Source organism: Glutamicibacter sp. NPDC088483 (genome assembly GCF_044753145.1).
Taxonomy (GTDB): Bacteria; Actinomycetota; Actinomycetes; order Actinomycetales; family Micrococcaceae; genus Glutamicibacter.
Map to the genome: position 1 here is coordinate 18518 of NZ_JBIVMP010000010.1, position 23466 is coordinate 41983.

Annotated in this window: 24 protein-coding genes and 2 tRNA genes; 20 read left to right on the plus strand and 6 right to left on the minus strand. The window is 56.8% G+C overall.

All coding sequences use genetic code 11. The features are described from left to right. Window positions 1-12: 12 nt before the first annotated feature. From ACIP6G_RS17860 to ACIP6G_RS17890, 7 genes are all read left to right on the plus strand, one after another. Window positions 13-582 carry a hypothetical protein gene (locus ACIP6G_RS17860; RefSeq protein ID WP_365945903.1) on the plus strand — a complete coding sequence of 190 codons (570 nt, stop codon included), beginning with the start codon at window positions 13-15 and terminating at the stop codon, window positions 580-582. Between the two features lie 99 nt (window positions 583-681). Beyond that, window positions 682-1005, plus strand: a complete 324-nt coding sequence (locus ACIP6G_RS17865; protein ID WP_365945904.1) for a hypothetical protein — start codon at window positions 682-684, stop codon at window positions 1003-1005. A gap of 80 nt (window positions 1006-1085) precedes the next feature. Further along, window positions 1086-1412, plus strand: a complete 327-nt coding sequence (locus ACIP6G_RS17870) for a DUF5361 domain-containing protein (RefSeq protein WP_365945905.1) — start codon at window positions 1086-1088, stop codon at window positions 1410-1412. Window positions 1413-1476: 64 nt separating this feature from the next. Further along, window positions 1477-3456 carry a tape measure protein gene (locus ACIP6G_RS17875; RefSeq protein ID WP_365945906.1) on the plus strand — a complete coding sequence of 660 codons (1980 nt, stop codon included), beginning with the start codon at window positions 1477-1479 and terminating at the stop codon, window positions 3454-3456. A 14-nt stretch (window positions 3457-3470) separates the two neighbouring features. After that, complete coding sequence (locus ACIP6G_RS17880; protein ID WP_365945907.1) at window positions 3471-4226, plus strand: hypothetical protein; 756 nt, start codon at window positions 3471-3473, stop codon at window positions 4224-4226. A gap of 367 nt (window positions 4227-4593) precedes the next feature. Continuing rightward, window positions 4594-5511 (plus strand): hypothetical protein, encoded by a 918-nt coding sequence (locus ACIP6G_RS17885; RefSeq protein WP_365945908.1) that lies wholly within the window; start codon window positions 4594-4596, stop codon window positions 5509-5511. Window positions 5512-5513: 2 nt separating this feature from the next. Beyond that, window positions 5514-6308, plus strand: coding sequence for a hypothetical protein (locus tag ACIP6G_RS17890; protein ID WP_365945909.1), 795 nt, complete (start codon window positions 5514-5516; stop codon window positions 6306-6308). On the opposite strand, the gene ACIP6G_RS17895 is transcribed toward ACIP6G_RS17890, so the two are convergent. Further along, a complete protein-coding gene (locus ACIP6G_RS17895; RefSeq protein ID WP_365945910.1) occupies window positions 6305-6700 on the minus strand; it encodes a hypothetical protein in 396 nt (131 codons plus the stop codon). The two genes, ACIP6G_RS17890 and ACIP6G_RS17895, sit on opposite strands and share 4 nt — an antisense overlap. Before the next feature lie 29 nt (window positions 6701-6729). Here ACIP6G_RS17895 and ACIP6G_RS17900 point away from each other — a divergent pair, with 29 nt between their 5' ends. The 4 genes from ACIP6G_RS17900 to ACIP6G_RS17915 all read left to right on the plus strand — a co-directional run bounded on the left by ACIP6G_RS17900 (window position 6730) and on the right by ACIP6G_RS17915 (window position 11208). Beyond that, window positions 6730-6891, plus strand: a complete 162-nt coding sequence (locus tag ACIP6G_RS17900) for a hypothetical protein (RefSeq protein ID WP_365945911.1) — start codon at window positions 6730-6732, stop codon at window positions 6889-6891. Between the two features lie 30 nt (window positions 6892-6921). Next, window positions 6922-7422: a hypothetical protein gene (locus ACIP6G_RS17905; RefSeq protein WP_365945912.1), complete on the plus strand. Its 501-nt coding sequence runs from the start codon at window positions 6922-6924 to the stop codon at window positions 7420-7422. A gap of 2 nt (window positions 7423-7424) precedes the next feature. Beyond that, the gene (locus ACIP6G_RS17910) at window positions 7425-8885 is read left to right on the plus strand and encodes a hypothetical protein (RefSeq protein ID WP_365945913.1); all 1461 of its coding nucleotides are present in this window, start codon (window positions 7425-7427) and stop codon (window positions 8883-8885) included. Window positions 8886-8949: 64 nt separating this feature from the next. Then, window positions 8950-11208 carry a hypothetical protein gene (locus tag ACIP6G_RS17915; protein WP_365945914.1) on the plus strand — a complete coding sequence of 753 codons (2259 nt, stop codon included), beginning with the start codon at window positions 8950-8952 and terminating at the stop codon, window positions 11206-11208. On the opposite strand, the gene ACIP6G_RS17920 is transcribed toward ACIP6G_RS17915, so the two are convergent. After that, the gene (locus ACIP6G_RS17920) at window positions 11205-11405 is read right to left on the minus strand and encodes a hypothetical protein (RefSeq protein WP_400291604.1); all 201 of its coding nucleotides are present in this window, start codon (window positions 11403-11405) and stop codon (window positions 11205-11207) included. The genes ACIP6G_RS17915 and ACIP6G_RS17920 overlap by 4 nt on opposite strands. A gap of 111 nt (window positions 11406-11516) precedes the next feature. Here ACIP6G_RS17920 and ACIP6G_RS17925 point away from each other — a divergent pair, with 111 nt between their 5' ends. The 5 genes from ACIP6G_RS17925 (at window position 11517) to ACIP6G_RS17945 (ending at window position 13968) form a co-directional block, all read left to right on the plus strand. Beyond that, window positions 11517-11993, plus strand: a complete 477-nt coding sequence (locus ACIP6G_RS17925) for a hypothetical protein (RefSeq protein ID WP_365945916.1) — start codon at window positions 11517-11519, stop codon at window positions 11991-11993. Beyond that, entirely contained in the window at window positions 11990-12400 is a 411-nt protein-coding gene (locus ACIP6G_RS17930; RefSeq protein WP_365945917.1) for a hypothetical protein, read from the plus strand. The genes ACIP6G_RS17925 and ACIP6G_RS17930 overlap by 4 nt, the downstream gene beginning before the upstream one ends. A 77-nt stretch (window positions 12401-12477) precedes the next feature. Next, window positions 12478-13275: a peptidoglycan-binding protein gene (locus ACIP6G_RS17935; RefSeq protein ID WP_365945918.1), complete on the plus strand. Its 798-nt coding sequence runs from the start codon at window positions 12478-12480 to the stop codon at window positions 13273-13275. Next, window positions 13276-13476: a hypothetical protein gene (locus ACIP6G_RS17940; RefSeq protein ID WP_400291607.1), complete on the plus strand. Its 201-nt coding sequence runs from the start codon at window positions 13276-13278 to the stop codon at window positions 13474-13476. Between the two features lie 168 nt (window positions 13477-13644). Then, window positions 13645-13968: a hypothetical protein gene (locus ACIP6G_RS17945; protein WP_365945920.1), complete on the plus strand. Its 324-nt coding sequence runs from the start codon at window positions 13645-13647 to the stop codon at window positions 13966-13968. Window positions 13969-14111: 143 nt separating this feature from the next. Here the strand turns inward: ACIP6G_RS17945 and ACIP6G_RS17950 are convergent, their stop codons facing one another. From ACIP6G_RS17950 to ACIP6G_RS17960, 3 genes are all read right to left on the minus strand, one after another. After that, window positions 14112-15293, minus strand: a complete 1182-nt coding sequence (locus ACIP6G_RS17950) for a tyrosine-type recombinase/integrase (protein ID WP_365945921.1) — start codon at window positions 15291-15293, stop codon at window positions 14112-14114. Window positions 15294-15377: 84 nt separating this feature from the next. Next, window positions 15378-15469: transfer RNA gene (locus tag ACIP6G_RS17955), tRNA-Ser, on the minus strand. Window positions 15470-15532: 63 nt separating this feature from the next. Next, the gene (locus tag ACIP6G_RS17960; RefSeq protein WP_365945922.1) at window positions 15533-17620 is read right to left on the minus strand and encodes a prolyl oligopeptidase family serine peptidase; all 2088 of its coding nucleotides are present in this window, start codon (window positions 17618-17620) and stop codon (window positions 15533-15535) included. A gap of 56 nt (window positions 17621-17676) precedes the next feature. Between ACIP6G_RS17960 and ACIP6G_RS17965 the strand changes: the two genes are divergently transcribed. After that, window positions 17677-19692: an FAD/NAD(P)-binding protein gene (locus ACIP6G_RS17965; RefSeq protein ID WP_332488268.1), complete on the plus strand. Its 2016-nt coding sequence runs from the start codon at window positions 17677-17679 to the stop codon at window positions 19690-19692. Window positions 19693-19741: 49 nt separating this feature from the next. Here the strand turns inward: ACIP6G_RS17965 and ACIP6G_RS17970 are convergent. Then, a tRNA-Ser gene (locus ACIP6G_RS17970) sits at window positions 19742-19829 on the minus strand. A gap of 62 nt (window positions 19830-19891) precedes the next feature. Here ACIP6G_RS17970 and ACIP6G_RS17975 point away from each other — a divergent pair. From ACIP6G_RS17975 to ACIP6G_RS17985, 3 genes are all read left to right on the plus strand, one after another. Beyond that, window positions 19892-20869: an NAD(P)H-quinone oxidoreductase gene (locus ACIP6G_RS17975; RefSeq protein WP_400291626.1), complete on the plus strand. Its 978-nt coding sequence runs from the start codon at window positions 19892-19894 to the stop codon at window positions 20867-20869. 109 nt (window positions 20870-20978) lie between these two features. Next, window positions 20979-23213 (plus strand): carbon starvation CstA family protein, encoded by a 2235-nt coding sequence (locus ACIP6G_RS17980; protein ID WP_400291610.1) that lies wholly within the window; start codon window positions 20979-20981, stop codon window positions 23211-23213. Between the two features lie 2 nt (window positions 23214-23215). Further along, window positions 23216-23407 (plus strand): YbdD/YjiX family protein, encoded by a 192-nt coding sequence (locus tag ACIP6G_RS17985; protein WP_073707480.1) that lies wholly within the window; start codon window positions 23216-23218, stop codon window positions 23405-23407. Window positions 23408-23466: the final 59 nt, after the last annotated feature.

Sequence of the window (23466 nt, forward strand, 5' to 3'; positions counted from 1 at the left end):
GGAGGCCGCCAGATGGCGACTACTACTGATGATGTGCTAATTGGCGCGCCTGACCGATCCACTGTTGCTGGTGTTGTTGGGTACGCGTACACCTTCGACGCCAATGCAACTGATACGCCGACGACCACTGAGGCAGTCCTTCCGGCCACTGCTGAGGATATTGGTTATGTTTCCGAAGATGGTCTAGCGATTGAAACTGATCGCGGCGTTGAGGTGATCCGCGACTGGAACCTTGATGATGTTCGAATGCTGTTGACTGAGCATTCTTCGATCTTGACGTTCACGATCATTTCTTGGACTGTCGAGGGGCTGCGGGCTTACTTCGGTGCGGAGAACGTTGATGACGGCGCGACTGAGATTACGGTGCGGATCAACTCGAAGGAGATTGGTAACCGTGGCTGGCTGTTCAATATGAAGGATTTGGATCGCAAGCGTCGTGTGGTGATTCCTAACGGTGCGATTGAGTCGCAGGGTGAGCTTGTTTTCCGTAAGGGCGAGCAGACCCCGTTGGAGATTCAGGTTCGTGCGCTTGTCGATTCTGTTGGCGAGAAGATCTACATCTACACCGAGAAGGCTGCCTGACCGGTGTTTCTTTACTCCTGTGCGGGGATGGGTGGGCGCTCTGCCCCGCACAGGTTCACTAACCATAGTTTGTGCCCAATAAACTTTTAGGAGCGCCCAGTGAGTAATAAGAACAAGAATCGTAACCGTCCGCAGGTTGAGCAGAAGCTCCCCGAGGATAAGCCGTTTGTTTTCCATTCCAAGACTGGTTCGGTGATCCGCATTCCGCGTGATGTGGTGTTCGATCCGGATGCTGATGCGGCGTTGGCTATTGCTGAGGCTGAGGAATCAGGTAATGGGTTGCAGGCTTCGGCAGCACTGTTGCGCATGTTGCGCTCCGGTTTCCCCCAGGATATTGCGGACACGTTGAATTTGAAGCTTTCGGAGTTGGAAGATTTCAGCCGTGCATACTTCTCGTTCACTGGGGTTGAGTTCCCAAAATAGTTTGGCTGTTATCCCTGCCGAAGGGTGAGCTTGAAGCGATTCAGGCTGACCTCATGCGCTGTGGGTGGCAGTTATCCGATGTGCCTTACAAGCTGTCGTGGGGTGCGTTGTTCGCGTTCATCAAGCATCTCGGCTCTGACTCAGCACATTACAGGTTCAAGAATCCTGAGTATGCGGCGTGGACTGGTCCTGAGCTTGTGCCGAACCTTTTGGCCGGGTTGTTGGATGCGACGAACATTCTGATTTGGCAGAACTCGAAAGCTGGTCAGCGGGGCAGGGATCGTCCGAAGCCGATCAAACGTCCGTGGTCGAAAGATAATACGGATCGTATTGGCCGTGGTGCTATCCCGATGGATCAGTGGGATGCATGGTGGGGCGATGGCAGCCCGAATGTTGTAACCGAATAGTAGTTAGGGGAGGCCGTCCACGTGTGTGGGCGGTCTTTTCTTATGCCCGAAAGGTGGTGGCGGTATGGCTGATGGCGGCGAGATCGCTAAGGCGTGGGTCACGATCATTCCTACGGCGAAGGGCATGACTTCCGGTATTGAGTCGGAGCTTGGCGGTGTTGGGGATAAGTCGGGGAAGAAAGCCGGAAAGGGTTTCCTAGGTGGTTTCTCCCCAAGTATTGCCGGAGTAGCAAAACTAGCAACTGGAATTGGGGCAACTCTAGCCGGTGCTGCATTCATCAAAGGCGGCATTTCCCGTGCCCTTAACATTGAAGATGCTCAGGCGAAGCTTGCGGGCCTTGGTCACTCAGCGGATGCCGTAACTAGCATTATGGACAACGCCAGTGCTTCGGTCAAGGGTACTGCTTTCGGCCTCGGCGATGCTGCTGCTGTTGCTGCTGGGGCTGTTGCTGCTGGGGTAAAGCCCGGCAAAGAACTTGAGCGAACTCTGAAGCTCATGGGCGATGGGGCCACTATTGCTGGTTCCTCGATGGGCGAGATGGGCGCAATCTTCAACAAGGTTGCCAGCTCAGACATGATCCAGGGCGACGTGTTGGCTCAGCTTGGCGACCGTGGCATTCCAATCTTGCAGTTGCTCGGGGATGAGCTTGGCAAATCATCCGCTGAAGTCAAGAAGATGGCCTCCAAAGGCGAGATTGACTTTGCCACTTTCCAGAACGCTATGGAAAAGGGCATGGGTGGAGCCGCGCTCAAATCGGGCGATACATTCCGTGGCGCGATGGCTAATACTTCGGCGGCGATGAATCGCATTGGCGAGACGCTGGTGAAGCCATTCTTGGGAATTGTCGGGCAGGGCGCTAACGCACTGATCCCCGTGCTTGACGGAATCAACACTTCCCTGAAGCCTGTTATGGAGTCTTTCGGAGCGTGGGCCTCGACTGCAATTCCGGTTGCGCTTGAGAAGATTCCTGAAATTTTCGGCCAGATTGGTGCCGTTGCTGGGCCTCTACTTGGGATCCTTGGTGATATTTTTGCGCCGATCATCCCGCAGGTTATTGAGCTGGTTACGAGCTTGTCTCCGATGGGGTTGCTGTTCCAGTCGCTGTTACCTGTGTTGCCGATGCTTGAGACACTGTTCTTCAACATTGCTGGTGTCATCTCCACACTGTTGCAGGCGGTCATTCCGCTGGTGCAACAGGTGGCAGGGTTCCTCATCCCATTGTTCACTGAGTTGTGGTCTACGATCCTCCCACCATTGGTAGGTGTGATGGGTCAGTTGATGGCGGCGTTGCAACCGGTCATTCAAGCGTTGGGCCCTATTTTGCAGGGTGTACTTGCTGCGCTCATGCCGATTGTGACTGTGGTGTTTGGGTTGATCCAAACGGTGATCACGACTGTGCTGAACATTATTTCCGGGGTCATTACCGCGTTCTCTGCTGCGCTGCGTGGCGATTGGGGCGTGTTCTGGGAGAGCATCAGCCAAGTCGCTGTGGACATCTGGAACGGCATTGTTGAGTTCGCTAAGCAGTTCTTCGGCGACCTGCCAGGAGCCATTCTCAGCGCTCTAGGTGATCTGGGCAGCCTGCTGGTGAACGCTGGCAAGCAGATCCTTGAGGGCTTCTTGAACGGCCTCACTGATGGGTTCAACAAGGTCAAGAACTTCGTTGGTGGTATCGGTTCGTGGATCGCCGATAACAAGGGCCCTAAGGCGTACGACTTGGCGCTGCTGGTTCCCGCTGGCGGTTGGATTATGGATGGCTTGGGCAAGGGTATTGAATCCTCGATGCCGGCGCTTGGGTCTACGTTGTCTGATGTTTCGTGGATGATCCAGAACGGTATCGACCCGAACCTTGACGCGAGTATCGGCGCTACGGCTTCGGCTGTTCCTACTGCATCCTCTCGCGCTGCTGCGTCGGTTGATCCTGCTATGCGCGGTGAAGGTTTGACTGTCAAGCAGGAGATCCACGCAAATGACACTGAGGAAATTATTCAAGAGTCCAACGCACGAATGTTCACTGAGCTTCGTCAAATGGGTGCGATTTAGAGGGCTGGTGACTAATGCCGATAAAACAGGTTCTTCTTGGTGATCAGATTCTTCATGGTCAGGATCGTTCCGGTCAGTGGGTGGTGGAGAAGTTGACCGGCTGGTATGAAGCACCGGAATCCAAGGGCGGCGGTGAAGCTCGACCCTTATCTGATGGTGACTTCGAGGGGCAGGTGAACTACGGGCCCCGAATGGTCACTGTGGATGGCATTCTGTTCCATCGGTCGCGTGGAGAGCTTGTTTCGGCGATGGAACGGTTCAACAGTTTGGCGAAGCTGACAAGTCAGAAACTAGTGGTTACTGATGCGGGGCTGTCGCGGTATGCCGACGTGAGGTCTTTGGGTACGTCGTGGACGGCTCACACGTTGGATGCTTCACGGTTCCAGATCAGGTTGAAAGCTGGCGACCCGTTCAAGTATGGCGAGTCGTATGCGGTCACTGGGAACACTTCTGATGCGGCTTCTTTGTTTCATCGTGGGACGGTTCCTGCATGGCCTGTGGTGACGGTTTCTGCTTCGTCTTCAAGCGGTTATACCCTCACGCTAAATGGCCGGCAGGTTGTGGTTACGCGTGCTATCGCATCGTCCAGCCCGCATGAGATTGATTTCAGGACTGGCATTCTTCGCGCTGGCGGTTCGGTCGTGCGGGGAGGGCTAAGTACGGCGAATTTTTCGCCCGTCAATCCTGGTACGGCGCAGAACATGTCGATCAGCACCGGCACCGGATCTTACGGGTCAATCACCGTCCGCTACAACGACACTTACATTTAGGAGCGATCATGAGCATTTCTATTGGCTGGCTCCGCTCAATTCGCTGTCACAAGGTTGAGCGGGACTCGTTTCGTGGGTACGTAGTAGCTGATTGGGCCGGCTGGATCCCTGGGGCTCGCTCGAAAACTCACTTCGGTGCCTACGTTGCGGCGATTCGTGCTCGTCTTGATGGGCGGATCTAATGGCGGGTTACCGTGTATGGAGTGTTTCAACGAAGACGTGGGCTGGCCGGATCGAACTGTTTCCCAGTTCCTGTAGCTGGTCGAGGACGATGAACGGCGGGTCGGGAGGTAACGCGACTTTCAACCTCGGAGATCCTGCTGTTGCGGCGTATGCGAACCTCACGGAGCTTTATCCTGGGCAGCGAATGATCGTCGTTGACTATGATGACGTGGTTGTTTATGCCGGGATCATCTGGGAAGCGAATTACGACCGAGACTCGCAGAAGCTCAGCGTGACGCACAACGATATTTGGTCATTGTTCGATGCACGGCTAATTAGTGCGGTGCGCACTGAAGACATTGTGAACTGGGAGACGACGTTCTCCGGTCTTGAGTACGACACCATTATCAAACGCCTTGTTCAGCTCGCCGTGTCAGGATCTGGGCGCAACATTCCGATGGTCTATGAAGATGACTACTCGGGAGGGCGGTCGAGAACCTATTACGGGTACAACTTGGATACCCTCATGGATGCCATGACAGAGATCATGGATCTTACGGATGGCCCTGACATTGATTTCCGTCCTGAATGGAACGGTTCTGGTGGTGTTCGGTTCACTGTGCGAACTGGTGAGTTGACCTTGAACGATATTGAAATCAACTTCAGTGCTGACCAGGCACCTGCCAAGGGGTTGTGGATCAAAACTAACGCGCAGGCTGTGGCCACGCAGATGTTCGCAATTGGTGAGGGGCAGGGCAAGAAAACAGCGAAAAGTCCTGGTCTTCTCGTGCGTGAGTCGCAGTCAGCGAACATTGCCGATTACCCAGCGATGGAACGCCAAGAGCAGTTCAAGAACATCAAGAAAGGGCCCGAGCTTTACGATCATGCCGCTTCAGCGTTGGTCGCAAACAATGGGGCTATTCGACAAGCGGGCTGCCAGATAAAGCTCGATTCGCCCGTTTTGGGGAGCATGTGGGATCTTCGCCCTGGCACGAATGTTCACTGGTATATCCGCGATGATCCGTATTTCACTACTGGTTGGCGTGACTGGCGCGTCATCAAGTATTCGGGTGATATTTCGAGTGACTTTGTGACTCTTGAGTTCCAGCCGAAGGGTGGTTGATTGTGGCTAAGCTGAATGACCTTACAAGCAATAAGGTGAACGAGCGGAAGCGGCAGGTACGCACTTACGGCACTAAAACAGACCTCGCATCAACGGTGGTTGAGCGTGGTTCGACGCATTGGGCTGAGGGCTCGAACGTTCATATTGATGGGTTGTTGGGTGTCGCAGGAACAGCAACGGTCTCTGGTGTCTTATCAGTAACGGGTACGTTGAACGCCTCCGGGCAGATCAACTTGTCCGGCAGCACTGCGATTACTGGTCCGTTGAACGTTACGGGTACGACGACTATCGGCGGTAATACGAACATTACCGGCGAGCTGAACGTCACCGGGCCAACCACTTTGGACGGGGTACTGGACATCGGTGGAGACACCACAATCACCGGGACACTCTCCATTGAGGGAGACTCAACGATCTCGGGCAAGCTCGACGTTACCGGGGCGATGTCAACAAAGGGGACACTTTCAGTCGAAGGTGTAACGACACTCAAGAACGATTTGAACGTGACGACTGGTGGCAAGATCAAAGCAGGAAGCCTAGAAATTGAGCCTGCCAACGGAGGTCAGATCAACTTCCTAAATGGGTCACTGTCATCAGGTCAGTTTGGGGCATTGCTAAACAACACAATTGGAGTGCGCCTTGATGGGCCAGTTGTTGAGCTAAACGCGGCTACCACTAGAATTTCTAGCCAAATTTTCGCCACTGGACTACCTCAAGCAAGTGGAAGTGGGTTCGTGCCGAACCTATATATCGATGGAAATGGTCGCATCTATCGAACTTCCTGGGCCCCTGCCTAGTTACTTGGGCAAAGGAAAGTCTGGGCGCTGGACAAGATACGGTTCTCAATTTCGTAATCGATGTTCAGCGAGGTGTCGGTCATTGGCTCGACTGGCTTTCCTGATTCAACTAGCTCGCAGTATTCTTCGCCGCGTTCGGAGATATATGAATCTCTCATCTTGTGGCGAACGCTCTTATCAACTTGGGACTCTTTGCCGTCAAATGTGGCATTCAGCGAGTCAAGGAACATTTCTTCCGGCGCTGGGGTTTCGACCACTTCTGGAACGGCAGTTTGTACCGGCGCACTTGCCTGGACCCCGGTCGGTGCCGGTTCACTGGCGGGAGCTGCTGCTGAGCACCCTACAAGTGCGACGGCGGATATGGCGAGTACAGCAAAAAGTTTAGGGCGCATGTCCACAGTTTAATTCAAGGAGCCGACAAATGGCAGAGCAAGACGAAACAGGGCGCATCACGGAACTAGAGAAGCAGGTGTTTCTCGCTGAACATGTGATCGGCGAGTACCGGCAGGCGTTAGCTGATACGCAATTCGCGCTCACCCAAGCCAACGCAAAACTCAAATACGCAACTCAACCCACCGCATAGCACGGTGGGTTTTCTAGTTAAGGAGGCCGGATGCCTGCTGTTACAGGAAGCCTGAAAGACCTTGTGGGTGCGGCTCTGTCCAACCGTCAAGGGGTGTTGGTGTTCCGCCCGAATGAGGCGATGGTTCAGGCTGCAACGACTACTCCGGGCACGATTCACGCTACCGCTGAGGTCAGGGTCGCACCGGCTTCCAACGGTGACTTCACAGCGAACCTGACCGCGACAACGGTGATGCTCAATGACTGCTATTACACGCTGCGCATTGAGTGGGTGGACGGCGCTGGCGGGCAGATGGACTTCCCGAACTGGCAGATCCGTGTACCAACATCTGGCGGGCATATCGGCAACTACATTGTGCTCGGACCTCCCCAGGGCGGTTGGGGCGGATCACTGCCGAACCTGACCCTGGTCATGATGTCACTGACCCGGCCAGACAACCTCCAAGTAGGACAGTTCTGGTGGCAATCAGACCCGGATGACCCGCTGAATCTCAACGGCAAGAACACTGACAACATTTACAGAGGGGTGTAAACATGGCACTCGCAAAATCCGTGGTCCTGGTTTCGAACATCAAGGGTCAGAAGGGTGATAAGGGCGATAAGGGTGAGGGTGTAGCTGATTCGCTACGTTACCGCCCTACCTCTGAACTTCCTTCTTTGAACGTTGACGAATGGTTGGGCACGTCCCTTGTGGGCATGTACCGGTTCATTACGGCGGCAGCAGCGCAAGGAGTGACCGGTCGTCCTGCGGGTTCCGATGGTCCCGCGTTCGCACAGATTGAGCCGATGGCCAGCGGTGGCTCCAAGATCGTCTGGACTGAATACCAGGCTCCACGGCGCACCTTCGAAAAGATTGTGTCTAGCACGTCTTCTAATCGCACGGACTGGAAGCGCACAGACAAGGCGTACCGCACCGTTCTCCATGGGTTGTCGATGGCCGGGGCACCGACCTTGACCGATACTGAGCCGATCCGTCACGTGCGGATCCCGGTGAAACTGTTCCGCACGATTGACTCGTGGGAGCTGGCGTTCAAGAACTTCAACGACCGTAGTTCAACTAACTTCGGGGCACTGGATTTCAAAGGCGTTTACATTGGCAAGCGGTTCAAGAACCCGGATGGAACTTACACCGCACAATTCGCTGAATCGCCGACTAACCTCGGGTTGCCGGTGAAGTACGGTACGGGGACATCGGAACGCTACCTGATCACCGATATCCACTATCAGCTTGAAGCTAACGCCGAATACATCCTGTCGTACGCTTACGAAACACCGGGCGGCACACCGAACCATATGGGCATCGGCGGCTCCTACTTGGGCACGCTGCCTGCTGGCGCCGGGTCTACGTCGCCGGTATCGAACCAGTGGTCACAGTACACTCCCTTGGATGTGTATTTGAAGCTGGAAGCGCCACCTGAAGTTCCTTTCTACGTCTACCCTGGCTCGTCATCTGAGACTGGCTTGAACACGGATCATCCTTTGCGTGATGTGTGGGGCTGGCGGCACGCAGAAGCGCACGGGGCGATCCCTGCACTATTGGGCCAGTCTGGGACCACATTGGATTCGTGGGTGGGCGCGAACAACTATGTCCGTGGCAAGTTCTCCACCATCGCCCGCGCTGACAAGGTGATCGGCAACCCTGGATCGAATGATGTCTACGGCGAGAACTCACTGGCTGTGCTTCAGGCTCGATTCAACGCTTTCGCTGATTGGGTTCGCCTTCATTTGTCGGACACGTTTGAAGCGACGGACGTGTTCCCGCGAGCCTACGAGACGATCAGCGTTCGTGACACGCGGCGCGCATTCAACTCGTGGCTGTACACGTTGCCGAAGAACATTCTCCAGTGCCATGTGCGCGCCCAGGCCGTCGCTAACAGTGCTGACGTTCTCGACCCGAAATACAACTCGGGCGACAACACGCACCTGAATACTGCTGGGCAACATATGGTTGCTGCCGCGATCCTCTCCGGGCGACCTAAGCCAGATCAGCCGTAAACCAATTCCGTTCTGAGCCGTCACAATTTTCGTGGCGGCTTTTGTTATGCCCTAGGAGGGTATTTTGGGACTTCCAACCAACGTTGACACAGGCATGGTCACTGGCCGGTATATCGCCGATATTGTCGATGGTGTTGACCCTGACCAGGAACCGGATGCGGTACCTGTTCAGGGGCGCATCGTTTTCACGAAATCTGTCGCCTACCTGCCGAACCCCACTGCTGATCCGTACCCGGTAACGATCATGCAGGTCCCTATCGTGGGTGTGCTGGATTCGGACGGGTTCTTGTGCACTCCGTTCCCTGGGACGTTGGAACCGCAATATCGTGGGGTTCGGCTGATCGCGACGGATGATCCTGATTTGGCGGTTCAGAATTGGACTTGGGACGTCACCTATATTTTTGAACCGGTCAACGGATACAAGCTGGCGATCCCGGCACATGGCTTCTCTCTGCCGTCTGGGGAGACTGTTGACCTGACGAAGGTTGCCAAGGTGCCGTCTTCGCCCGGTTACAGTCTCCCGCAGGCTGAAGCAGCCGTGTTGCGTGCTGAGGCCATTGCCCAGTCGATCCGTGAGGACGCTGATAACGGTGTGTTCAATGGTGAAGCGGCCACACTCGAAATTGGTGATGTGGTGTCCGGACCCTCGGCTGGTGTGGTGAACGTTGGCGATGAACAGCACGCCGTCCTCAACATCACGCTGGAAAAGGGCGATAAGGGCGACACTGGTGAGGGTATCCCTGCTGGTGGCGAATCACTGCAAGTAGTCCGCAAAACACTGGACGGTGCCGCCACCGAATGGGCTGACGCAGACAAAACCCTGGTCGGCTTGTCCAATGTGGATAACACTGCTGACACGGACAAGCCGGTAAGCATACCTGTCGAACTTGCCCTCGCAGAAAAAGCGGACACCACAGCCGTCAACACTGCCCTCGCAGGCAAAGAAACCAAGTACGGTACTCGTGGCACCACGCGCCGTATTTATGTTCGTGCTGACGGGTCCGACTCGAATGGTGGCACGAGTACCACGGACGCGTTCAGGGAAATTCGTGCTGCCGTAGCGTCAATCGACCGTGAAGGGCCGATCCTCAGAGGATCAATCATCATCGACGTAGGAGCAGGAACCTACAAAGGCGGGATTAGGATGCCCCTTTCGCGGGGCAAATCTCAGGATGACTTCCTACGCATCGTAGGACCATCTGTCGGGCATCCGATTGCACCCACGGCAATCATCGATTACGACGCGGACACCTCCGCCACTTCAGGCATTACCGCCGAAGATGGGGCGGCGTTCTGGCTGGAAGATATTAAAATCCAGGGCGGGTTCTCAATCGCAGCGGATATTCGACGTAACGTTTATCTATGGTTGCGGAACTTCCATGCCGACGGGAAGAGCGTGGGCAGTGTTGGCCTGGCTATCAACTCGCATTGCCGCTACTACGTGGCAGGCGGCCTCATTCAAAACATGGTGACTAACGGAATCCAAGAACTATTCCACGTCACTCGTTCTTTCAACAATGTTGCTTCGAACGAAGCGCAGATGACTATCCGGAACTGTGAAGTCGGGTTCCAAGCGAAAGAAAACTGTGTAGGCCACCTCGATTACCTGAACGTTGAGGACTGCCTGACCGGTGTGGAAATGAACGGCTACTGTGTTACCAATGTGAAGTCGATCAGCCTGAAACGCAACGGGCTCGGCTATGCCAACATCAACTCTGAGATCCACAATGAAGGCGGGATCAAGTGGGGAACCGGAGCCGACGCGAACACTCGTGAGTTCTTTACGTCCGGTTCAGGCACCGAACTCAGTGTGTGGGGCTGGGCGGACTCTTCAACGGCGCGAACAACTAATGTTGGACACCGCCCGCTGGTAACTGTTGCAGCGTCATACGCGGATAAGCAGTTAGTAGGGCCTACTACAGAAACCGAGTTCCACACCTTCACCGGTGCGGTAAAGGCTCATCGATACACTACTGCTGGCAAGCGGTTCAATGTAGTTGTGCGAGGGACGGTCAATAATGCGTTGGCTGCACCATTCCGCATCCTCAATCGGACAGCGGGCACTTACATGACTGACGTGACGATTCCTGCTGGCACTCCTAGCGGCGCTCACTTCACGGCAATTTGGGAAGTTGTGTGCTCGGCGGACGGGAACAACCAGAAGGTGTTTTCGTCGCTCGATGTTGAAGGCGCGCCAAATGACCGCACATTTGCTGCACGCACTGCCAACCTAACTGATACGGATTCGTTTGTCAGGTTGGCCGGGTTGACCACTAACGCGACAGATTCGGTGACGTTACGCCTTGTTGAAGTGTGGGGCTAGTCATCGGTGGTGTACTGAACGCCTTCTATGACGCCGGTGAACTTGAAGTTCCCGTCGTTGTAGGAGGCGTTTGGTTCGCCGACTTCTGATTCCCATGTGTCTACGACTGTGCCTACTGGGAGTTCTCGCACCTTGCCGAATTGATCGGTGAACGGTACTTCCATGAGAAGGCGGGCGCGGGTTGTTTCTACAGGCATGTTTCCCCATTTGTAGTAGTGCTTCGTGACTAATTGAATCATGTTGGTTCAAGTGTTGCCGCACCAACTATCCAAACGTTGCATAAACGTTATAGACCTATAGGAGGCCTCGTGCCTACTCATGTTTTTCAGCCGTCCCGCAACCCGCCGACGTGGTGGGACAGGCTGTTGGTTCACCCGCTGGATACGACTGTTGCGTTTATCAGTGTCGTGTTCGGAACGATCGTTATCTTGTCGGCTTTGATACCGGTGTTTGTGCCGTCGAAGAGCATAGACAAGTTCCCGTTCTGGGTCGCCGTCGCTGTAGCAATATTCCTTGTTGCAGGCGGGTTGCTTGCAATTATCGGGTTGAACTGGCCCGGTAACGAGGTAGACCACGGATGGGCGTTAGAACGCTTCGGCTGGATGCTCTCCAGCGGCGGACTTATCACCTACGCACTCACCGTAGGGTACAGCTACATCGGGTCCGTGTTCTCCTGGGGCATCCCGCTCATGCTCGGCATCGGTTGCGTTATCCGTGTCATCAGCGTGCAGAAGATCGAAGAAACCACCCGCAAAGACATCGCGGAAGTGCACGGTGAACAATGACTCCCGAACTGATTGTTGCGCTCATCGTCGGCATCCTCACCGCCGTGGGTGGTGTCGGGTTCTGGCAGTACCGGATCGCACGACGTAAAGAACCAGTAGAGCAGAAGGACGCTGCAATTGTGGCGGCGGAGAAGTCGCAACAGATGGCGTTAGCTAATGCTGAGTCGTTGCGTACCGACCTCGCCCAGTTTCGTGAAGACCTGAAGGTTGAACGGGATGCACGACAGAAACTTACTGGGCGTGTGGACTCGTTAGAAACGCATATCCGGGAGCAGGACAAAACGATCCGCACCCTGCGTGATGCTGTCCGCTTGTTCACTGCTGCTTGGGATGACCTGACTAGCCGTTGGCAGCATTACCGCCAGTCTGAGCATCCTCCTCCACGCCCTAATGTCCATATCGACTGACCGCCGTTAGCGGTCTTTTCCTTTTGCCCCGTCATGGTGTGTGGCGGGGCTTCCCTCATGCCCGAAAGGTGGCAAGCATGTCTTACTATCTAGCGCCCTCGTTGAAGCAGTTGCGCGACGAGATTGACGCAGCACATCCAGGCCGTGACAAGAAGTCCGACGGATGGGTGGGGGATTTGAGCCATAGTGCCCGCAAATCTGACCACAACCCGGACTACTCGGCAGGTGGTGTTGTCCGTGCTATCGACGTAGACATCAGCGACATCGACGTGAACAAGCTGATGTCTGTACTGAAGAACGATTCCCGCGTGAACTACTTCATCTACAACCACAGCATCTACGGTGCGTCTTCGTTCGCTAAGCGCCGCTACACCGGTTCGAACCCACACGTTCAGCACATTCACGTGTCGATCAAGCACAGCAAGAGTGCTGAGCGTGCAGGGGCTTGGGGATACTCTGGCGGCTCGGTGAAGCCTGTAGCGTCCAAGCCTAAGCCAGTCAGCAAGCCGAAGCCAGCAAAGGCTAAGGGCACTGACGAAAACCGTTCGATTCAGACCGCGCTCAAAACCATGGGCCTCAAAGTCGGGGTCATCGACGGCGTGAACGGCCCAATGCAGAAAGCGGCGGTGAAGGCTTTCCAGAAGCACCACAACCTCGTGCAGGACGGAAACTGGGGCCCTGTAACCCAGAAGGCGTTCACCCTCAACAAAGCAGTCCAGCAAGCCCTCCGCAACGAGGGATACACCAAGCAGACCGTAGACGGCTACTACGGCGACCAGACCGCCGCCAACGTCCGCGACTACCAACGCCGTGTAGGACTCGCTGTAGACGGGCTCGCAGGCCCCAAGACCCTCAAGAAACTAGGAGTGAAGTAAATGGCATCTCGTACTGTAGGACCAGTGACCGGCGCGGCAGCAGGAGCAGCAGCGCTAACCACGATCATCTTCTGGGTCCTCACCGGATTCGGAATTGACGCACCCGGCGAAGTGCAGGGCGCGGTAACTACTTTGCTGGTTATCATCGCCGGCTGGCTTGTACCGTCACAGGACGACCCCGGCAAGCATGTAGCCGAATAGGTAGCATCTTGCCGTTCGCGCAACTATCAGCCCAGGAATCGGGTTGCTGGTTGCGAACCGGCATAATGTGTAGGTTTGTGCACATTGACGAAAGTGCACACACGTACACAAAAAGACCCCACCTCGCATTGAGGTGGGGTCTTTTCTGCGTTAAGAGACAATCATTAGGTGGACTACTACGAGGAACCAAGCCAGCCAGGCTTCTACCGATATAAGACCAACAGATACCCCTACGTGGAGGTAAACCACGGCGGCGAACTATTCCACGCCCAAGCTCAAGGCTGGAAAGGTGACATGCTCATGATCGCCCGAATCAAAGACCAACTCGGCTGGGTAGATAACGGCGCAAAAGAAACACTCTGGATACCCGCCAACTCGTGTCACCGAATCCGCCGCGAAGACTCAGCATGGGTCACAACCGAAGACGACCACTATTGGCACGAGAACCAAGACCAAATGATCGATTACCAACCCCAGTTGAAGCGCGACTAGAATTCGCCTTATGGATCAGTACGGAAACCTCGGCCCCTACCAAGACCCCAAAATCCGGCAATGGTGGGACGAACTAGAAGTAGAACAGCAAGACGAGCAATAAATAAACCCCGCAGAATCGTTTCTGCGGGGTCTATTTTTGTTTAAGTGGTAGCTACTTCATCAACGATTTCGACAGCTTCAATCTCTGCTGGCTTACCGGTCAGTGCCGTTTCCACCATGGCAGCGGCTCGGAAGTGAGCGTCCGGAACAAGGTGGCCATAGGTCTTAGTCGTAGTTGTGATTGACTCGTGTCCTAACCGATCCGCCAGTTCGAACAGATTCATTCCGCCAGCGATCATCATGGACGCGTGCGAATGCCGGATATCGTGGATGCGTGGACGGCGCTCCAACTTGAGGGGATTCTCTTCGTTGGTTTTCGCGTCCTTTATAGCGTCGTACCAAGCGTCGAGCCATTGCCGGTGCTGTGGGAATGTTTCCGTTTCGGGAGACATGCTGAAAACGTAATCGCCATGCGCGGTTGACTCAACTCGATCCCGAATGGCCGATACAGTGGAAGGCGCTAGGGCGACGGTCCTGCGTGCCTTCTTGGTCTTCGGTGGCCCCACTACCCAGCCTGATTCTGTCTCTTGCCACGCCTTAGTGATACGTACAGATGGAATCGCTGAATCAAGTTGGAAGTCTCCAGGGGTTAGCGCGGTCGCTTCCCCTAGGCGCAATCCCGAGCCAATAAGGAGGGACCACATTGGCTTGTGCCATCGAACGGAATGATCGATGACCTGATTGACTTGCACCATAGACAAGAACATCGCCTTATCTTCGGTGGAGCTATCCTGCGGAAGCAGCCGGCCATTGCATGGGTTGTCTGGACGCAAGCGACGGCGAACAGCAGAGTTCATAGCAGCGTGAATGAAACCGTGTACATTTGCGATGGTCTTTGGCGACTTGCCCTTTTTGAGCATGTATTTGATCCAGCGGATCATGTCGTCTTCAGTTACTTGGTCTACCGGGATGTGGGATATGGGTTCGAAGTGGTTTCGAATGTACCCCTTGTATCGCTTGATCGTGTATTCGCGGACGTTAATAAGCCGCTCTATATGACCCTTGGAAACTTCTTCGAAAGTGGGGGACTGGGAGGACTGTCGGAGCAAGGCGCGCTCCGCTTGCTTGGTGTCCTCGCCTACCGCTTCGAGCAGGGCTTTCCATTTGTCAGCTTCGCCCTGGGACTTGAATGACATGCGATTTCGCTTGCCGTTGTCGGTCCACTCAACTCTGTAGCTGGTGGTTTTACCGTCTTTGTTTTTGCGTGGTTCTACGCTTGCCATGAATCGACTCTACCTGCCCTTGGGGGGATTTTCGCCGATAATGGGGGGAAGCCCGGAAACTTCGTTGAGTTTCCGGGCTTCCTTTGGCGGACACGGGGGGATTTGAACCCCCGGTCGAGTTTTAGCCCGACCCTTCATTAGCAGTGAAGTCCATTCGGCCGCTCTGGCACGTGTCCATCCGCTGTTTCCAGCAGAATCTAGCCTACCCGAAGATGGGCGCGTGTTCCAAAACGAGAGAGCTAACGCACCTGTCGCCACAGGAATTCGTAGCTGGTCGCCAGCATTTTGGCGGTTGACTCGTTATCCGTTGACCCGGCATGGCCACCGCCCTGTGGCTCGTGGTACCGCACATTGGCAATGCCCAGATCCATCATTTTGGCTGCCATGATGCGTGCCTGCGAAGGGCCGACACGGTCATCAGAAGTCGTGGTCCAAATCAACGAGGCCGGATAGTCATTGGCTGGATGAGGCTGGTCGGTGAGTCGATGCACGGGGGAGAAGGTCCGCAGGAAGTCCCAGTCCCCGGGAACCTGCGGGTCGCCGTACTCGGCAATCCAGGAATGGCCGGCAGCTAGCTGCGTGTAGCGCTGCATGTCCAATAGCGGGACGCCGCAGGAAATTGCTCCGAACAAGTGCGGGTAGCCAGAGATCATATTGCCCATGAGCAACCCGCCGTTAGAACGCCCTGTCGCGGCCAAATGCGCGCGGGACGTCACCCGGCGAGCCACCAGGTCCTGGGCGATGGCCGCGAAATCCTCGTAGGCACGATGGCGCTTTTCACGCAGGGCAGCACGATGCCAATCTGGCCCGTACTCGCCACCACCGCGAATGTTGGCCATGACGTATACCGGTTTGCGGCCCTCAACGGTACGGCGCGATAACCAACCGGTGCCCATGGCGGCTGCATAGCCAGGAGTCATGCTGTGCTGGAAACCGCCGTAGCCGTCCATCAGCACCGGGTTCTTCCCATCGTGAACCAAGTCGGATGCCGCGACCTGGAAATATGGAACCCTGGTGCCGTCCGCAGAGGTCGCAAAATGCTGGGTGACTTCAAAACCACCGGCATCAAAGCGATCCGGCGATTTCTTCACGACCTTTGCTGCCGAACCAACTGTGCCGCGCAACAAGGTAGTAGGGGTAATGAATCCGGTGATGGTCATCCAATAGTCATCGCCATGCTCCGGGTCCTCATCATCAACGGCTCCCACCGAGACGCTGAGCATTGGATCCATCAGCGGCATGTCCGACTGGCTGAAATGATCTGCGAGATCAATAATGCGCACTTGCGAAGCCACATCATGCAATACGGTGAGCAGCAGATAATTGGCGGTAAAGCTCAGTGATTCCAGCGCAGTGTGCGCATCCGGGACGAAGAGAACCTTCTCGATGCTGCCGGACTCGAGGAATCTATCCAGCCGGGCGATAGCCAATGAACCCGCAGCGATCTTCTGGCCCTGGTGTTCCCAATTGGTTTGGGGAGCAAAGAGGACCCACTGCCGGTGCAGGCTGACCTGCACATCGGTCGGAACATCGATCAGATGGTGTTCCCCGTCGATGAGGACACCGGCAGTGGAATTGTAGAAGTCGATGGCATCAGTGGTGACCACGCGTTCGAATCCCGGAGACGAATCGAAGTAGCCGAAGGCTGCGACATGTTCTCTATCGACTTGGAAGAGAATTGGCGCTTCTTCGATCTCCATGCCGCGGCTGAGCCTTCGCAACGTCTTCGCGTAGGTCGAACGGGTCGTGAACTGCTCGCTGCTGGCGGAACCGACAAGCAACGTATCGTGGTCAATCCACGAGGCTTGGGTCTTCGCAACGGGAAGGTCGAAACCGCCGGCAACGAAGCTCTTGGAGGTCAGATCGAATTCGCGAATGCGCACCTGGTCGCCGCCGTCAGGACTCAAGCGAAGCAGGGCCCGCTGGTAGGCGCCGCCGGCCGCTGGACGCAGGAGTGCTGAACCAGCGAAATGCCATTCGCGGCCTTCCAACTGCGCATGCAGGTCAAGATCCAATAGGATTTCCCACTGCGGGTCGTCGCTGAGGTAGGAATTCCAAGTGGTGCGACGCCAAAGTCCAAGACGATGGGCGGAATCGCGCCAGAAGTTGTAGTAGTGATCGCCACGCTTGGTCACCATGGGAATGCGGTCTTGGGCATCCAGAACCGTTTTGATCCGCTCCGCAGTAGCATGGAACGAGTCGTCGTACAGCTCGGACTCGGTACGCTGGGTCTGATCCCGCACCCATTCGAGTGCCGTTTCGTCGTGAATTCCTTCAAGCCAGGAATACGGATCAGCGCTTGCAACCTCAGAATCATGCTCAGTCATGGCCATAGTCTATGCGTCTGGCCCATGCCCTGTTCCAAAGGTAATAACCTAGAGGAGTGAACAGCGAGATAGCAACACCAAAGAACGAGTTCAGCCTGGCCCTTGTCGGGGCAGGCCCACGCGGCACGAGCGTGGTTGAAAGACTCGCTAACTTGGCGTTGAAACTCCCGGCCCAAGGCACCGTTCTGAAAGTTACGGTCTTTGATCCGTTCCCTCCGGGCTCCGGCCACGTGTGGAACCCGAAACAGTCGGAGCATTTCCTGATGAACACCCCGTCATCATTTCCGACAGTGGCCCCCGAACGGTTGGGCGATGAACCGGGGTTGAGCTTTCGCCAGTTCGTCGCACTGCGCGGCGATGGACGCAAGCTCACCGATGAGCATGCCAAGCTGATCGGGCAAATTGAACCCGGCTCCTATCCCTCACGCGCAATCTATGGCGAGTACCTTGAGCACGTGTATGAGCGCAGCGCAGCGATACTTGCCACCCACGAGAATTTCAGCATCGAACATGTAGCCGCAGAAGTCGTTGCGGTCCGCCCCGTCGGCAACGCCTATCAGATCGATTTCCGCAGTAACCTGGAGGGTGCCGAAACCCGTCAGCTGGCCGCTGACGCTGTGGTGCTGGCCTTGGGCCACCAGCCGGCAGAACTGAACCCATGGCAGAAGCAACTCAAGGATGCTGCCTCCCAAGCCGGGGCCACCTACCTGCCACCGAATGTTCCAGCGGACCTCGACTACTCCCAGTTCAAGGAGGGCCAGCCTGCGTTGATCCGCGGGTTGGGCTTGAATTTCTTTGACGGCATGGCCGAGCTGACGGCAGGCCGCGGCGGGATTTTCCGTGAGGCCAGCACCGAGCCGGGGCATCGCCTGCAGTACATCGGCTCAGGCCGGGAGCCGGCACTGATCGTAGCTTCGCGCCGAGGTACCCCCTACTGGGGCAAGCCAGTAGTGGAGCAGTTCATTCCTGATGAAATTGAACTACGCTACTTCGACGCTCCGGAACTCATCGGGCGCCTTGCCGAAGCACGCGCCACCAACCCTGCCTCCTCCTTGGTGTTCTCACGCCATATTTGGCCCAAACTGCACCGGGACATCTTGTTCGCCTACTACAGCACTTGCGCTCGCGCGCATGGTGCCCCGGAAGGTCTCGATGAGCGAGAATTCGTTGATCAGCTCGAAGCGATCCTCTCTGCGGAGCACCATGAAGGAAGCCAAGTGTGGCTTAGCGAACTGCGCAAGTTCGTCGGGCAGTTCCCGCAGTTGCAGTGGCTCGATGTGCCAAAGCTGGCAAGGCCATTTGAAGAACTCGGGTTCAGCTCCGATGAGCAATACCAGCAGGCAGTACGCGACTACCTCGTGGGCAATGCCCGGCACAGCACCGGCGGGCTAGAAGACCCGTTGTCATGCGCCATCATGACGATGAATGCCGGACGCATGCTGGTCAAGGAGCTGATTGCTTCCGGCGTGATCGACGAGCAGTCGCGCATTGAAGAAATCCAAGCGCACTTCGAGCCACTGGTCGAAGGGCTGTCCTCAGGCCCGCCGCTCGAACGCATTGAACAGCTGCTGGCGCTCTCGCGCGCCGGGATCGTAACCTTCCTTGGTCCGGACCCGGAGTTCGGCTTCGACGAGGTTTCCGAGCAGTTCACCGCATCCTCGCCCTGGGTAGATGCGGAGGTGCACACTGCGAAGACCATGTGCGAAGCGATGATGCCGAGTAACCGCGTGCTGCAAAATAACGCGGCACTGATAAAGCAGCTCTTGGGAGATCACGTAGCGCGCGTGCACACTTGGAAGAACACGGAAGGCGAAAGCCTGCCTGGATCCGGTTTCGACGTGGTCGGTGAACCATACCGTCTGGTCAACAGCGATGGGCTGGCGCACCGCGGGCTATTCGTGCTGGGATTGCAATTGTCATCAGCGCAGTGGGGGACCGCTATTGCCGCGCAAGCGGGCGACCTGCGCCACCCCGCGGCCCGAACCTTGCAAGACGCAGCCAACGTAGTGAACGAAGTGGCTCGCCTGGCGGGGCTGATCGTCAACGAAAGATTAAGCGCGGAGCAGTATTAAGCAGTTTGGCGGGCTGATCCAAGGATCAGCCCGCCAAACTCGAAAAGCGCGGATGGTATGGGATTTGAACCCATGAGACGGGGTTGCCGCCTACTGGTTTTCAAGACCAGCTCCTTCGGCCGCTCGGACAACCATCCAACCCGAAAAAGTATACGGCATGAACCCCTGTTGAAAGGAATTGAAGGCCATGAACGACGTTATGAACGCCTATATCTACAACGGTGCCGGTGGGCCAGAAGTCCTTGAACTGGTCCAACGGCCAATGCCGGTCCCCGCAGCTGGGGAAGTGCTGGTCAAGGTCGAGGCCTTCGGACTGAACCGCGCGGATGTGCAGCAGCGCAAGGGAGTGTATCCGCCACCTCCCGGAGCCAGCGATATCCCCGGGCTGGAAGTCTCGGGCAGCATCGTGGAGATCGGCGATGGCGTCAGCGGATGGAAACCGGGAGCGCGAGTTGCCGCCCTGCTCGCTGCTGGCGGGTATGCGCAGTACGTCAATGTTCCGGCAGAACTGCTCATCGAAATCCCTGAAACGGTTTCGAGCATCGAAGCCGCCGGGTTGCCGGAAGTCGCCGCCACCGTGGTCTCCAACCTCTTCATCGAAGGCGGACTGGGCCAAGACCAGGCGTTGTTGATCCATGGCGGAGCCGGCGGCATCGGCTCCATGGCCATACAGCTCGCCAAAGCCGCTGGCGCCCGCGTCATCGTCACCGCTTCCTCGGCAGAGAAATTGGACTACTGCCGTACCCTCGGCGCCGACGAGGGGATCAACTACCGGGAAGAGGACTTTTCTGCACGCGTCAAGGAACTGACCGACGCCAGGGGCGTGGATCTGATCCTGGATGTCGTGGGCGCCAAATACCTGGGGGAGAACGTCAAGGCGCTCGCCGTCGGCGGACGGATGGTAGTCATCGGACTGCAAGGCGGAGCCAAGGGAGAACTGAACTTGGGGCTGCTGATGAGCAAGCGGGCGCGGATCATCGGCACAACTTTGCGTTCCCGCCCGCTGCATGAGAAGGCGGAGATCGTTCGCCAGACCATTACCCGCGTGATGCCGCTGCTGGAACAGGGGAAACTGGCACTGAACGTCACCAAGGCCTTTGGATTCCCGGAGCTGGCCGCTGCCCACGAATACTTCGATTCCGGTGAACATACGGGAAAAGTTGTCATAGAGGTTTAAAGCAGCGGGAAACCAGTTGTAAGGTGACTCAGTAGTCATTAATGCGTGACTAGCCTAATAACCGCTGGTCGCGCACATCACTTGCACTGTTCCTAGGAGGTTGCTCGATTTGAGTACCCAAAATACCTTGCCACCAGCGGGTGTCGATCCTGAGGTTGCCGAACGCGAAGAAAAGCGTTGGACCCCCGCCAAGATCGCCATCTGGGTTGCCATCGCGCTGGTCGGCGGAATCGCATGGTCGATTCTCGCCTTCTCGCGCGGGGAAACCATCAATGCCATCTGGTTCGTCTTCGCCGCTGTTGCGACCTACCTGATTGCCTACCGCTTCTATTCGAAGTTCATCGAGCGCAAGATCGCCAAACCCGATGATTTCCGGGCCACCCCGGCCGAATCGGTCAATAACGGCCGTGACTTCGTTCCCACCGATCGCCGCGTGCTCTTCGGCCACCACTTCGCCGCCATCGCAGGCGCCGGTCCGCTGGTTGGACCGATCCTCGCAGCGCAGATGGGCTATTTGCCTGGCACCATCTGGATTATCGTGGGCGTGGTGCTGGCCGGAGCGGTCCAGGACTATCTCGTCATGTTCTTCTCCATGCGCCGTGGCGGACGCTCGCTGGGCCAGATGGCCCGCGAAGAGCTGGGCCTGATCGGCGGCACCGCTGCCCTGATCGCCACCCTGGCTATCATGATCATCATTACCGCCATCTTGGCGCTGGTGGTCGTCAATGCACTGGGCGAGTCCGCGTGGGGTGTCTACTCGGTGGGCCTGACCATCCCTATCGCCTTGTTCATGGGCATCTACCTGCGGTTCATCCGCCCGGGCAAGGTCCTGGAAATCTCCATCATCGGCTTCGTGCTGCTGATGTTCGCGATCATCTCCGGCCGCTGGATTGCCGAGTCTGCGTGGGGTGCCGAGTTCTTCCACCTGGATCGCACCACCATCGCCTGGGCCATCATCATCTACGGCATCATCGCCGCGGTGCTCCCGGTATGGCTGCTGCTGGCTCCTCGCGACTACCTGTCGACTTTCATGAAGATCGGCGTCATCGGCCTGCTGGCCGTGGCGATCATCGTCGTCCGTCCGGAAATCGATGTTCCGGCCTTCTCCGAGTTCGCTGGCCGTGCCGATGGCCCGGTCGTTGCCGGGCACATCTTCCCATTCCTGTTCGTGACCATTGCCTGCGGTGCGCTGTCGGGCTTCCACGCACTGATCGCCTCGGGCACCACCCCGAAGCTGGTCGAGAAGGAAAAGCAAACCCGCTTCCTGGGCTACGGCGGCATGCTCATGGAATCCATGGTGGCCATCATGGCGCTGGTTGCAGCGATTTCCATCGACCGCGGCATCTACTTCGCGATGAACTCCTCGGCTGCCGCTACCGGCGGCACGGTGGAAACCGCGGCGGCATTCGTGAACTCGCTGGGTTTGGCCGGCGTTAGCTTGGATCCAAACCAGCTGACCGAACTTGCCAATAACGTGGGCGAGAGCTCGGTTGTCTCGCGTACCGGTGGCGCTCCGACCCTGGCTGTGGGCATTGCGCACATCATGCACCAGTGGTTCGGCGGCACCGCGATGATGGGCTTCTGGTACCACTTCGCGATCATGTTCGAGGCACTGTTCATCCTGACCGCGGTTGACGCCGGTACCCGTGTTGCGCGCTTCATGCTGCAGGACACCATCGGCAACTTCTTCCCGAAGTTCAAGGACACCTCGTGGCGTCCGGGCGTGTGGCTGTGCACATTGATCATGGTTGCCGGCTGGGGCTACATCCTCATCCTCGGCGTGACAGATCCACTGGGAGGCATCAACACCTTCTTCCCGCTGTTCGGCATCGCCAATCAGCTGCTGGCTGCGATAGCGCTGGCCGTGGTGATGACCATCATCGCCAAGCAGAACAACTTCAAGTACCTATGGGTCGTGGCTCTGCCGCTGGCCTTCACCGTGGTGATCACCTTCGTCGCGAGCTGGCAGAAGATCTTCTCCGCAGATACCAAGGTGGGCTACTTCGCCAACCACAACGCCTACAAGGAAGCTCTGGCCAATGGCGAGACTTCCCTCGGCTCGGCGGGCAGCGTCGAAGCCATGGAGGCCGTGGTCCGCAACACCGGTGTCCAGGGCTGGCTGTCCGTGGTCTTCCTGGTACTGACCGCCATCGTGCTGGTATCGGCTGTTGTCGCAACCGCCAAGGCCAAGCAGAGCGGTGGTGGCAACAGCACCGAGGATCCTGCCGTGCCATCGAAGATGTACGCACCCGCCGGCTTGATCTCGTCGCCTGCCGAAAAGGAACTTGAAAAGGCTTGGAAGCAAATCCCTGCCGGAGCCCAAGTCCAGCGAGGCGGCCACTAGCCATGGCGACGCTGTTGGAACGCCTGGGGCAAGCCAAGAAGTTTGTCGACGGGGTGCTCGGGGCCGACAAGTACCAGCACTACCTGGAACACCACGAACGCAATCATCCTGGCGCCAAGCCAATGACCGAGCGCGAATTCTGGAAGGACTACACCGACTGGCAGGAAAAGAATCCTGAAGGGCGTTGCTGCTGAACGCGACTGGTACCGGCCGTGAGAACCATTGGCGAAAGCGGATGGGGCTCGCGGCCGGT